We start from the raw sequence: 12,839 nt of genomic DNA on the forward strand, positions 1-12,839 counted from the left end.
TTCCTTGGTGGTGTCGGTGGTACCGGCGATGGTGGTGTTGATGCCAAGGCCCAGTTTCTCGCCTTCCTGCTCCGGCACGCCGACCACGTTGATCATGGTCAGGAATGCGCTGGATTCCTGGATGCGGGTTTCCAGTGTCTGCTCGACAGACGGGGCGACGGTGAATTTCTCACCGGCGTTTTCAACGTTGTTCAGCTCACAGATTTTCTGGGTGAACTGTTTGAACTTCACGCGGGTTTCGTTACGCATTGATGATGCTCCTTAGCAATCGGTGGATACGGTGGTGGTGCCATCGCCACCGGTGGCGGGATCGCGCTTGTGGCTGAAATCTTCCTGGCGTTCCAGCGAGGTTTTCAGGTCGGCCAGCTCTTTCTCTGTGCCTTCCAGCTTGCTGGTCAGTTCGGTGATGGTGGTGGCCTGCTCTTTGAACTGCTTTTGCAGGTCGGCGCTGATGGTGGTGACTTCTTTGGCCACGGCTTCGACGGCCTGATGGACGTCGCTGAACTGCTCGGCGGTGGCCTTTTCGCCCGGGGCCAGCAGCTCTTTGATGCGGCTGAACAGGCTGGGGCCTTTGTCGCCCTTGTCGCTGTCGTCTTCAAATTCGATGACGGTTTCCAGCGCTTCGGTGAACAGGCATTCCTTGTGCTGCTTGCGATCGCCAAGCGGGTTTACCTTCGCTTTGCTGCAGAACTGGAGCATTTCGGTGCCGAGGCTTGCCGGACTGTCGGTGACGGCCAGACCCATGAGGTAGGCGCCTTTTTCGTTCAGGTTCGGGTGGATTTCGACGGAGGTGTAAACCTTCTGGCGATTCTTGTTCAGCTCGACCAGCTCGGGGGTCGGGTCAATTTGCACAAGCAGGGCCAGACGCTTTTCACCTTCCATATCGACTTCTTCGGTCTTGGCGGCGGTGATGTCGCCGTACATCTTGAACTGACCGCTCGGGTCATAGCCCCGGATGTGCTCCATATTGACCCGCGCGCCATAGGTGGACTGGTTGTAGCGCTTGGCCATCTGTTCAATCCATTCACGGGTGATGGTGCGCCCGTCGGTCGTGCCCCCTTCGACGGCGACGCGGAAAAATTTGGACTTAGGCATGAGCTGGGATCCCTTTGGTAATTGGGTTTCTGGTCGGGCTCATGGTCTGGCTTGTGCGCTAGATCCTTCAATCTGTTGCGGGTGTGTGGCGGCCCCACACACCCGCAGGGCCATCCGTTCGGCATTGACGGGCGGTAGGCTGTCGCCATGACTACAGCACCCTTACTTTTCCCCCATATCGAGCCCAGACGGCAGGCCATGCACCTGTTCTTTCAGGGCTATCCGCTCCGCGCCATTGCTGAATTGCTGCAGACTCCGGAGGGGACAGTCTCGACCTGGAAGAAGCGCGACGGCTGGGATGACATCAAACCGATTGACCGGGTCGATTTCGCGCTGGAGGCGCGGTTGTGCCAGCTGATCGCCAAGGAGATGAAGACCGGCGGCGATTTCAAGGAGATTGACTTGCTGGGGCGCCAGCTTGAGCGGGTCGCCCGGGTCAACAAGTACAGCAACGGCGGCAATGAGGCCGATCTCAACCCGAAGGTGGCGAACCGCAACAAGGGGCCGAAGAAGGCGCCCGAGCGCAATGTGGTGGAGCCCGAGCAGCAGGAGCGGCTCATCGAGCGGTTTGAGTCGACGATGTTTGGTTATCAGCGGGTCTGGTATCAGGCTGGCCTTGAGTACCGGATCCGAGATCTGCTCAAGTCGCGCCAGATCGGGGCGACTTACTTCTTTGCGTTCGAGGCGTTTATCGATGCGCTGGTGACTGGCCGCAATCAGATTTTCTTGTCTGCCAGCAAGGCGCAGGCCCATGTGTTCAAGCAGTACATCATCCAGTTTGCCAAGGAGGAGGGGGTCGAGCTGAAAGGTGACCCGATGGTGTTGCCGAACGGTGCGCACCTTTACTTTCTCGGCACCAATGCCCGCACGGCCCAGAGTTACCACGGCAACATCTACATGGATGAGTATTTTTGGATCCATGGCTTTCTTGAGTTCCGCAAGGTGGCGTCTGGTATGGCGATGCACAAGAAGTGGCGCCAGACCTACATTTCCACCCCTTCCAGCCTGTCACACCCCGCTTATTCGTTCTGGTCTGGTGCCAACTTCAACCGAGGCAAGGCGAAGGCTGACCGGGTCGAGATTGACCTGAGCCATACCAATCTTGCCAGCGGCAAGCTGTGCGCCGATGGCCAGTGGCGGCAGATCGTCACAGTTGAGGATGCGGTGCGCGGTGGTTGTGACCTGTTCGACCTTGAGCAGCTGCGCGGCGAGTATTCCGAGGAGGAGTACCGCAATCTGCTGATGTGCGAGTTTATGGATGACACGGCCAGCGTGTTCCCGCTCGCCACGCTGCAACGGTGCATGGTTGACAGTTGGGAGGTGTGGGATGACTACAAGCCCCACGCTCTGCGGCCGCTCGGCAATCGTGCGGTGTGGATCGGTTATGACCCGGCGAAGGGTGGGCAGGGGGATAGCGCAGGCTGTGCCGTGCTGGCGCCGCCCTCGGTGCCTGGCGGCAAGTTCAGGGTGCTGGAGCGCCACCGCTGGCAGGGGATGGACTTTGATGCGCAGGCGCGTGCCATTCGCGCCATGTGCGATTGCTACAACGTGACCTATATCGGCATCGATACGACCGGGATCGGGGAGGGGGTTTATCAGCTGGTGAAGCAGTTTTATCCGGCGGCTCACTCTATCCAGTACAACCCGAGCGTGAAAATCCAGATGGTGATGAAGGCGCAGGATGTGATGAACAAGGGGCGGCTGGAGTTTGACAGCAGTATGACTGACCTGGCGCAGGCGTTTATGAGTATTCGCCGGGCTGTGACCGCTGGCGGCAAGCTGCCGACCTTTGAGGCGAGCCGCTCCGAAGAGGTCAGCCACGCCGACATCGCATGGGCAACCATGCAGGCCCTTCTACATGAGCCGCTGGCAGGCGCCAACGGTACCAATACCAGCATGATGGAGATTTTTTCATGAAAAAGCGCCGCAATCAGCGCACTACCCCGCCTGTGACGGCGACCCAAACGCCCGCCGCTGATGCGATCGAGGCGTTTTCCTTTGGCGAGCCGGTGCCGGTGCTGAGTCAGCGGGAGGTGTTCGATTACCTGGAGGCGATGCACAACGGGCGGTGGTATGAGCCGCCGCTGAGTTTGCAGGGGCTGGCGCGGGTTTATCGTGCCGGGGTGCATCATGCCTCGGCCATTCAGGTGAAGCGCAATATCCTGCGCTCTTGCTTTGTGCCCCATCCCAAACTTAGCCTGACGGCGTTTACCGGTCTGGCGAATGACTATCTGATCTTCGGCAATTGCTACCCCCATGCGGTGCTCAACCGGCTGGGCGGGGTGCTGCGCTATGACCATCTGCGGGCCAAGTATGTGCGGCGCGGGCTGGATCTCGATGCCTATTGGTGGATTGCGCAGCCCGGGAAGGAGCAGCAGATGCCGATCGGCTCGGTGGGCCATGTGATGGAGAGCGACATCAATCAGGAGATTTATGGCATCCCCGACTATGTTGGCGGCCTGAATTCTACGCTGCTGAATGAGTCGGCCACGCTGTTCCGGCGCAAGTATTACGAGAACGGCAGCCATGCCGGGTTCATCATGCACATCACCGACGCGGTGCAGAACGAGGACGACATCAAAAAATTGAAAGAGGCGCTGCGCCAGAGCAAGGGCCCCGGCAACTTCCGCAACCTGTTGCTCTACACCCCGAACGGCAGCAAAGACGGGGTGAAGCTGATCCCGGTGGCCGAGGTGGCGGCCAAGGATGATTTCCTTTCCATCAAGAACGTGAGCCGCGATGACCAGCTGGCAACCCATCGGGTACCGCCCCAGCTGATGGGGGTGATGCCGAACAACACCGGCGGGTTCGGCGATGTGACAAAGGCCGCCCAGGTGTTCGATGTGAACGAGGTGGACAGCCTCAAGGCCAGCCTGCTGCAGATCAACGACTGGGCAGGGGAGGAGGTGATCCGGTTCAATCCCTACAAGCTGGCGGTCGGTGAGACGGCCAGCCATAGCGACCGGCTGATCTGACCCAGCCCCATAGCAAACAACCCCGCCACATGGCGGGGTTTTCTTTTGCCTGGCTACCATGCCACCAGAGCGATTGCGCGGCCCGCTGTTGAGGCGGCGGCGCTGGTCATCCCTTCACCTTCGCGGATCCTGTCACGCGCACCCTGAGCGGCTGGCACAGCCTGCTGCCCCCTGCCAGCACCCAGCGCGCGCAATCGGAACCCCGCCCCGCCTGCCCGCTTTATGTGTGGAAAACCATGCAGATGAACGACGGGGGGAGGGGAGCGGCTCCCCGCGCCAGCACTGGCCGCGCGGGGGATAACGGATCCTTTTTGCGATCTTTCACTTTCCGTCAGATCCTTTCACGCTTTCAGGGGGAGAAGTCAGTCAAGAATTGGAAAGGTTATGGAAAGAGGGGGGCTGTAATGCGGGTGTAATACAAATAGTGTGACCACACCCTGGCGATTACTTTGTCGTTTGCCCTCACCTGTAGCCCCTTGGCCAATGTGAACTAGTTAGCCTTGGCCAAGGGGCGGCAGATGGTTGAGGAGACAGGTAACGCAGTTACGATCTTGATTGATTTTCTACTGACGTTGTATTTCGTCGGGTACTTTGGATTGTTAAGCTTTACTTTTGAACATCCGAAAGCACTTGTTCATAGGCTTTGGGTATCAGAGTGCCATCTGTTAACATAAGCATTATCTTGCTCACAACTGCATATTTCAACTCGCCATCTTTTCCTTTTTTGCAATGCGCCATCAATCCTTGATACTTATTCTTTATTAAAGTCTCCAAATCGTGGCCATTCATCCTCAAATACTCGCGATCCGTTAATAATTTTTTTCCTGATACATATAATAGCTGGGCATCTTTTTTGTTTTCTCTTCCTAGAATTTTATAGATAAAACGGTCAACCAATTCTTGGAGGTGATCGTCGTTATTTAGGCATTCTAGCCAATTAATATCTTGACCACATAAATCAACCATTTTGTACAAATCAGGATTGCTAGTATGCAATAGCAATACTATAGATATAGGATCTAGAGTTATATTCTCGATAGAGTACGCATAATCTGGTGCTAATACAGCGATATGATGTAATGGACGATTTTTCAAATCCCAGTCGATTATACCCCTAACCGTTTCATTATCACTCTGTTTCAACGCCTCTACCTGTCCAATAACCTGAACACAGTTACCAACTCCATTTACTGCCTCAACAAATTCCTTCAGGATAGCATCATCATTTATATTAAGAATTTTTTTAGTTTTCTCGATTATTTGCTGTTCTGGCATTTTGGGGCCCGAACTAACAAAGTTGAGAGAGATTTTTGAATCAACTAATGCTGAACTATGCACAAGTTTCGAAAAAATTGCTTGGTATACATCTGCATCGTATTGGCTTTCCACAAACACTTGTCTGCGGTTTTCTGGATTAATTGAGATTTGAGTAATACCATCAAGAAGTTCGGCTATACCTTCATCTTTTGTAATAGAAAAGATTTTATTGTTGCACAGCATAAATGTACTACTTTCAGGGGAAAGTGCAACTGTCGTTGGAGAGTGAGTGGTAATTATTATTTTCACAGAAAAACGTTCAGAGAATACCTCTAGTACTTTGTACATTTTTACAACCATTTTAGGATGCAAAAATGCGTCAGGTTCATCTAATAATAATAATTTTGGAGCTGTAATAGCAAAAGGCTTATAATATTGGCTGTTAAATAGGGTTAGCGCCAACCAGAGGAGCGTTTTTTCTCCTGATGACAAGACATTGATTGTCACCGGTTTACCTGTATCTCTTTGAATTAGAGTTGCGTTGTAAGTATAACTTAGAGACTGTTCATCTGGTGTAGAAAAATGAAATTTTCCGTCAAATGTTGAAGCAATTATTTCGTTTATTACAACCCAAGGGTTATTTCCAAACGTTTCAACAAACTGCTCATCCGTTAAGTAGGAAACATCTTCTTGTTCATGCTGCGCAAGATAACGATGGTATTTATTTAAACGTTTGCGCTGTATATATTGATTGCAGATTAAAGATAGATTTTGAAACCCAAGTACGCTATGAAAAAACTCTTCAAAGTATATTCTAATTTCATTATGTGTTAGTTCACTGGCTTTCTTACCTAACTGCCGAGAAATTGAATTGCACAGTTTATGAAGATGCGCGTAGGGAATACCACTTTCCATTACTCTGTCATACATCATAGAGGTATCTAGAGAGAGAGGCATATCTAATTGACTATTGACTCGATCATACATCTGGAGAGTAGACGTTATTTTTGTTTGGAATCGAGCATCATTATATTCTTCGCCAAAACTTGGGGTTAATTTTGCTTGCTCCACTAATGTTATTTCTTGAGGTGATAGTTTTTCCCCATTTATTTCTGCAATTGATATGTTATTTTGAATGCTTTCCAAAAGTCGTGTTTTACCACATCCATTCCTACCTGTTAGAACGACGAGGCTATTATGAAAAACAAAGGGTTCTGAAAGAATAAATCCATTATGTTCATTATTACTAACTAGATTAAGGGACACTGCTATCTCCTTATGCAACTTAAGAGTGATTAGATGGATGGCGGTATTAATCCGAAAATAGAGCTTTCCGTATAACTTCGCCACAATATGTAACCACCATGGAAAATCACTTTTAAATCATGTTATTACCCTCACATCCCCACTGTCTAGGTGTATTCTCTGGCCCCTCTCTTTTGGCGCTACCTTTGCTACGTTGCAAAAACACAGCCAAGGAACTGCAATCGAAAGATCCATCAAGCTTCATCCTTTAGAACAAGTCAGGAATGTGATCGAGGCGACATTTATCATATGGTGTTGATGGCCAAGAGATAGGGTGGGGAAGCGTAGAGAGATAAGGGAAAGGAGAGGGGCCTTCTGGTACTCATACCAGCAGTCCCTCACCAGTCACATTACCAACTTATTGTTGTCGGCAGGCGGTGCAGGTGGGGGATCAGCCTGTTCCAGTCGCGGTTGCCGTGGGTGGCGGGCTGCACATGGCGGGTCTTGTCGGCCAGGATGCGCTGGGCGGCGGCCAGGGTCATCGGGTATTCGTGAATGATGGAGTAGTAGGTGCCGGCTTCGCGGTGTTCGGCCACTTCGAGCAGGGGATAGATGCGGCGGGCAGCCCCCATCATGTAATCGGCGGCGCGCCAGAGCCACGCCAGCGAATGCAACTCGTCGTCGGTCAGAACAGTGAGGGGCTGCGGCTGGGCGGCGGTCTCTCGGTCCAGCACATCGAGCACCCAGCGGCGGAACTCCTTGGCCAGTGCGGTGCGGGAGAACATGGCGATCAGATGGGCGCCGCGCAGGGAGAAGATCCGAACCGGGATCGGCATGGGATTTCCCGGGACCGTCAAATTGACGGTCCCGGTCATACCTGGGGTAAATTCGTCCGCATTGCGAGTGTAGATGCGACTGACGGCGTCTTCTCTGGCATAGCCAAGGGCTTGGGCGATCTGGGCGGCGGTCAGCCAGGGTTGGCCGTGATGGGGGATAACGGTGAACTGGATGTCATGGAAGCGGATGCTGTTCATGATGCGTTCCTTTGGGTCAACAAAGTAAACGTCACCAAAAGAGGTGCAAATCTCGGTCTGGTGACGAGCTGAACAGGGTTTGCACTACCGGGACCCAAAGAGACCGGCCAGCCCGAGGGCTGCCCTGCCCAGCCCGCCATAACTGAAATCGCGGGTACAACTGGGCCGCACAAAAAAACACGCCGGCGCGTGTTGTGCGCTTTGGGTTTGGCGGGGTGCAAATCCCGGCAACGGATTTTGCCGTTGCCCGCGCAGTATCGCGCAACAGCGCGACACCAATCAACCCCCAATCAGCCCCAATAAGGCGGGATAAGCCACAATCACCCCGCCCAGCAGCACAACACCGCCGGCAGGGTACCGGTTCTACACAAGGAAGGGGACGTTAGTTTCGGCAGGAAACATACACAGGGCGCCTTAGGCGCCCTTGGTCATTCGCTACTTGGCTGCATCGCGCTTCTCAATAGCATCACGCGCACCTTGGGGTAACTGATCGAACATGGCATTGATTTCATTTGGCCTTGTTATGAGTTCAGCAACTAAGAAGTTAATCATCTTGAACATCATGTGTGCGATTTCTGGGGTGTCCTCTATGTTTAACTCCCCAGGGTGGGCTGCGTTATTGCCAGCTACTCGACAGATATCCAATGCCCTCTGGACCTCGGTAGAAACTCCTTTGGCCACGATGAACTTGATATCGTCATTGATATTCTTGCCTACTGCCCCGAAATGGACCATCAGCTTCTGAAGGCACAACCGTAACAGGGCAGCAGCCCCCCGAGGTGAGCGGCCAACGATATCCCTCGCTTCTTCATACTCGGCTTGGCAATCCTCAGGCAAGTCATGGTGCATCGGTTCAGCCAAGCTACTATTCGGGTCAATCAAACGCTCTTGGTACCAAAATGACTGCAATCCACAATGTGCACAGCTTGATGCCTCAAACTCGGATTGTTGGTAGTAGTTGCCTAAATCGAGCATTAACGTGGTCCAACTCTGAGAGGAATAAACCTGACATCGCGGGCAGTGATAATTTTTTCCATGATAGACTGGCGGGTAGTATTGAGATTTCATATGTCCATTCCATGTGGCGGGTATGACAGTGTTTCATCTAGGGCTTATCGCCTAGGCGTATCGGCTGGAAATTGATGGTCAGGGATAGTGACAAGGTTGTCCACCTGGCTCCCCACACAATTTGATCCGCAGCACACTGGCGGTAGCGGGAGTTAGAACTGCTGGGCTCAGATAGAAAAATGGGCCCGAGCGGGCCCATTTTAGTCAACCGATCAGTTTCAAATCGGCCTTGCGACGTTCTTTCAGTGCGTCATAGAAGTTCTCGTGAGGGCCGACGCTCAGCAGGTAAAGCTGCAGCTCTGCGTCTTTCCAGGAGTAGCCCAGTAGCACCAACTGCCCCTTGAGCTTGAACTTGTGCACCCGCAGGTACGACAAGTCCCCCTTCTTCTGTTCGCCAATCTCGGGGTCATCGATGACCCGGTCGATCTCGTCTTCCACTACTTTCAGGTCATTTGCAGAGAGCTTTTTGAGCTGCTTGCTAAACAGGCCAGACTCAAAAACCTCAATCTCGTTTTGTTCTTCTGACATAGCGGGTTACTTGCCCTTCTTTGACTTGCTCCGCAGCAAGCATCACGTCTTTGATGAAGCTAAAAGGCAGGTCTGGGTTGTCCTCGACCATGCGGCCGATCTTTGACCAGTACTCAATCTGCTTCGGCAAAGAGCGATGTGCAGCAGACGCGTGGATTTTCACGTCGGCGATGAAATCATCGTCTAAGCGTACTGTTTGAGCCATGTTTTTATCCTAGAGATTTGCATCTAACTGATTGAATGATTTAGCGTTTTAGCGTTTTAGCGTTTTAGCGTCGTATGATGTCGTTTTATGAGTATTGGTTCAGATGTTTTATTGGACTATAGCTCGAAGCCCTTTGACTTCACGGTCAACTATAAGCAACAAAATGTTGCATGTAAAGACAAGTTGTCTCACTCTCTTCCCGATAACCTGCATTGTGACCGGTCACAATGCTATGGCTTTAGCCGCAGAGTGGCATTCTCTTTCAGCGCCAACAGTTCACTTCATACCCTTTGTCTTACTCAACGCCCAGGCGCACCCGCACCTTGGCAATCTCTGCGCCGTGGCGCAAGGTGTAACTAGTCACGTGCTATTGACCGCCTTCATCGATCCATTGCCAGATGGCTCGCTTGCGTTCCGCATCGGTCTCATCACTACTGGCCCGATGGCGTGGAGTTAATCCCTCATAGCTCCAGCGGTTCATTGCATTGACGCCCGGCGGATTGTGGCGATAAGGCCGGTAATGTGTTTGTTCCGGCTGGTTTACTGCCTCTGCTGCATGAAGTCCCAACCAGCGGCTGGCATCTTGGCGATTATCAGGGTGCAAGATGTTTACCCAATCGCGGATCTCTTGGGGTGACCACCCTCGTTCGAGTATCAGATCGCATCTGTGGCGTAGGGTTTCCTGGTCAATTTTGGTTGCTGTGCTATTCGTCATTTGACCGTGCTCTCTTGTGCTTTATCAGTGGTTGTTGACTTGGCAAGAATTTGGCCAGTTGGCTTGGTGAAGGTGGATAGCATATTGCATCCTCCATCCAATCCACGGTCTCTTTTAATTCATGCAATGCCACTTCTGCATCTGCGAGTGGTAACTCATTGATAAATTGCAGGTCATCCCCAACTAGCGCCGCCCCACGTACTCGTAGACGCAGCATTTCTTCCCGTTCCGTGTGCGCCGCCCGCAGCCCAGCCTCTACTTCTGCGGTCAGCTGGTCGGCTACCGCATCGCCTGCCCCTGGCCAGTTGCGGGTCACAATCAGCCGATCGCCGACCAGTCGCACATATTGGCCGTCGGCGTTGATGATGCAGCCGTGCTGCAGCAGGCTGGCATTGCTCTCGTCTAGACCCATACGAATCAGCTCCTTAGCCAGAGCGGATCCTTTAACCCCTGTTTTGGATCCTTCCGTACAGTTATTGACAGAACTCCGAGTGGCGCGGCTACCGCCGCTTGACTGCAACTCGCTGCGCTCGCCAAAGACAACCCCTGCACCGCTGCTCTGGTTGGCCTTGGTGCCCTTCTTCACAATCTCCCACCCCTCAAAGCGGGTTTGTGCCAGCTTGTTGAGTTGCTGCGACATAACCCCCATCAGGCGCAGGCGGTCTTCCCCGTAGCGGGTGGCCTCACTCTCCAGTCGCTTTGATAGCTTGATCAGGTGTTCAGCGCGCGGCAGCATGATGCCGCCCATAGCCTTGATGAAGTCGCCCCAGCGGCTACCGTTGACGGCTGCCCTGGCTGTTTCAAGAATCTCGTCCCACTCGACCACCTGATCGCGCAGGCGGCGCAGCTCGCGCCAGACGGTGACTGATGGCCCTCCGACTTGCTGGAACTGGCGGATGCGGTGACGGCTGGCCCATGCGGCCACGCCAGTGGTGGAGGTTTCGACGGCTTCCTCGGCTTCCTCGTCCCAGCCGACCCGGTGGCCGTCGATATTCTTGGCCACATATTTGGCGATGTAGCCGGTGGCCGAGCCCTTGCTCTCGTCGATGATCTCCCACGCTACCCGCGGCTTGATGGCCTTGATGGTGGCTCTGTCGTTGATGTTGATCAGCGCCAGCGCCTTGGCCGCCTTGTTGCGGATGCGGTTATGGTTCAGATAGTCGAGGGTTTCAGTATTCGGCATGCCCAGCTCATGGCGATCGCGCTGGGTAAAGTAGAAGGTGAGCAGCGTCAAAAATTCTTGCTGTTGCTCTGGCTCAACAAAAAACAGCGCATGCCAGTGCGGGGTCGCGTCGTGGTGCGGCTCGGCGATGCGGAACCCGTAAGTGCGCAGGCCCCGGCGAGCAATCGCCGCGCGGAACTGTGCCCACTGGGAGCAGAGCATTTTCTGGGTCTGGGTCGGGGTGCTGCCGTTGTATTTGTCGTTCTGGAAGGTCTTGCCGGTCTTCTGGTTCTGCTTCCATGCGTGGTATTGGCTCGGGGCTGTCAGAGTCACAAAAAGGCCAACGTGCCCCTGTTCCTTGGCCAACTCCTCAAAGCCGCGCATGCGCACCATCAGCTCGCAGCGGCGCACCATCGGGTTTGATACCGAGGCCATCATCGCTTCGAGCAGATCGCACTCCTGCCCCAGCGCCTCATTGACCACCTTGCGGCTCTCTGCCCAGTGGTACTGGGCAGTTTTGCGGGCCAGATGCTCACGGCGGGCGTGATGGCTTGCGTAGGGGCTAACCCCTTTGCGTACCTGTCCGGTGAAGATGGCGATCAGCTCGCAGTAGACATCCCACGCCCTGGTTATGCGGCGGCGCCACCACTGCTCATCCAGCAGACGGATCATGATGGAGGCGGCATTGCCTTCAAACTTGGTCACGAAGGGCGCCAGCGCTGCGCGCTCTCCCTCGGCCAGCTCGCGGCCCAGCAGTTTCACATGATTGGCGATCGGGTCTGTCGGCAGGGGCGGGCAGAAGTGCCATGCCTTGGCTTGGCCTGCCAGCGCCTCCAGCAGTTCGGCAGCGCGCACTGCGCCGTTTGCCGTCATATCGGCCAGTATGGTCTGGCAGCGGCCCGCCCACTCGGCGGCAATCATGTCCCGGCGCAGCTCGTTGCGCAGCTCATGCGGCGGTACAGGGAAGCGCTCGGCAGCCTGCTGGCAAGCCGCGCTCATATTGCGCAGCCAGATCGCAGCACTGCGCGGCTTGGTGGCATAGCGGGCCAGATAGGTTTTTGCCAACGGCTTGGCAACGTGTTGCTCAACCAGGCTCAGGCGGTGATCTGCCCAGGCCATATGCTGCTGATGCTCGGCAGCCAGCAGATTTGGCGGCAGTGTGACCCCGCCAAGGTGACGAATAATCGGCTCGGCCATTACCAGCACTCCCCGCAGACACCGCGCTCATATTGGTGCGGGCGCAGTCTGTCTTTGCAGAAGATGCAGTGCGGCACGTCGCGCATGGTGCGCAGCGCAGGCGAACGGCACATGGCGCAATAGTTGAGCTTTGTCAGACCGGTTGCCAGCCGCACAGGGCGAACAACGGTGAACTCCCCGCAGCAGTCGCACACGGCGCGGTTATTGGTAGTTTGCTGCGAGCCATTGAAGGCAGCAGGCCAGCATTTCTCTACGCAATATGGATAGGTGCGGATGCCCTGACGACCCATCACCGGCTGGCAGACGGCCATCTGGCCGCAATGGGTGCATGGCTCAAGCGTGACTTGGCCGGTTGTGC

The 12,839-nt window shown here is 54.4% G+C and carries 12 protein-coding genes; 2 read left to right on the top strand and 10 right to left on the bottom strand.

The window, feature by feature from the left end:
• Together AACS24_RS21810 and AACS24_RS05455 are read right to left on the bottom strand one after the other, a co-directional pair.
• Window positions 1-249 (bottom strand): phage major capsid protein, P2 family (locus AACS24_RS21810; RefSeq protein WP_258223113.1); only part of this gene is annotated, 249 nt, incomplete at its 3' end.
• A gap of 12 nt (window positions 250-261) precedes the next feature.
• Window positions 262-1,095 (bottom strand): GPO family capsid scaffolding protein, encoded by an 834-nt coding sequence (locus tag AACS24_RS05455; RefSeq protein ID WP_108572609.1) that lies wholly within the window; start codon window positions 1,093-1,095, stop codon window positions 262-264.
• A 147-nt stretch (window positions 1,096-1,242) separates the two neighbouring features.
• Between AACS24_RS05455 and AACS24_RS05460 the strand changes: the two genes are divergently transcribed.
• Window positions 1,243-3,012 (top strand): terminase ATPase subunit family protein, encoded by a 1,770-nt coding sequence (locus tag AACS24_RS05460; protein WP_108572610.1) that lies wholly within the window; start codon window positions 1,243-1,245, stop codon window positions 3,010-3,012.
• Complete coding sequence (locus AACS24_RS05465) at window positions 3,009-4,070, top strand: phage portal protein (protein ID WP_108572611.1); 1,062 nt, start codon at window positions 3,009-3,011, stop codon at window positions 4,068-4,070. Before AACS24_RS05460 ends, AACS24_RS05465 begins: the two co-directional genes overlap by 4 nt.
• Before the next feature lie 606 nt (window positions 4,071-4,676).
• Here AACS24_RS05465 and AACS24_RS05470 read toward each other — a convergent pair.
• From AACS24_RS05470 to AACS24_RS05505, 8 genes are all read right to left on the bottom strand, one after another.
• Window positions 4,677-6,593, bottom strand: coding sequence for an ATP-binding protein (locus AACS24_RS05470; RefSeq protein WP_219927755.1), 1,917 nt, complete (start codon window positions 6,591-6,593; stop codon window positions 4,677-4,679).
• A 389-nt stretch (window positions 6,594-6,982) separates the two neighbouring features.
• Window positions 6,983-7,606, bottom strand: coding sequence for a P22AR C-terminal domain-containing protein (locus tag AACS24_RS05475; RefSeq protein WP_108572612.1), 624 nt, complete (start codon window positions 7,604-7,606; stop codon window positions 6,983-6,985).
• Window positions 7,607-8,041: 435 nt separating this feature from the next.
• Complete coding sequence (locus AACS24_RS05480; RefSeq protein ID WP_108572614.1) at window positions 8,042-8,674, bottom strand: DUF4145 domain-containing protein; 633 nt, start codon at window positions 8,672-8,674, stop codon at window positions 8,042-8,044.
• A 204-nt stretch (window positions 8,675-8,878) separates the two neighbouring features.
• Window positions 8,879-9,202 (bottom strand): type II toxin-antitoxin system RelE/ParE family toxin, encoded by a 324-nt coding sequence (locus tag AACS24_RS05485; protein WP_108572615.1) that lies wholly within the window; start codon window positions 9,200-9,202, stop codon window positions 8,879-8,881.
• On the bottom strand, window positions 9,177-9,407 hold the full coding sequence (locus tag AACS24_RS05490; protein WP_005308760.1) for a TA system antitoxin ParD family protein: 231 nt from the start codon (window positions 9,405-9,407) through the stop codon (window positions 9,177-9,179). The genes AACS24_RS05485 and AACS24_RS05490 overlap by 26 nt, the downstream gene beginning before the upstream one ends.
• Before the next feature lie 367 nt (window positions 9,408-9,774).
• On the bottom strand, window positions 9,775-10,122 hold the full coding sequence (locus AACS24_RS05495) for a hypothetical protein (protein ID WP_146181460.1): 348 nt from the start codon (window positions 10,120-10,122) through the stop codon (window positions 9,775-9,777).
• Entirely contained in the window at window positions 10,112-12,481 is a 2,370-nt protein-coding gene (locus tag AACS24_RS05500; RefSeq protein WP_108572616.1) for a replication endonuclease, read from the bottom strand. The genes AACS24_RS05495 and AACS24_RS05500 overlap by 11 nt, the downstream gene beginning before the upstream one ends.
• Window positions 12,481-12,792, bottom strand: coding sequence for a hypothetical protein (locus tag AACS24_RS05505; RefSeq protein WP_258223114.1), 312 nt, complete (start codon window positions 12,790-12,792; stop codon window positions 12,481-12,483). The genes AACS24_RS05500 and AACS24_RS05505 overlap by 1 nt, the downstream gene beginning before the upstream one ends.
• Window positions 12,793-12,839 lie beyond the last annotated feature (47 nt).

This window comes from Aeromonas sp. HMWF016 (genome assembly GCF_963878195.1).
Lineage (GTDB): Bacteria > Pseudomonadota > Gammaproteobacteria > Enterobacterales > Aeromonadaceae > Aeromonas > Aeromonas lacus.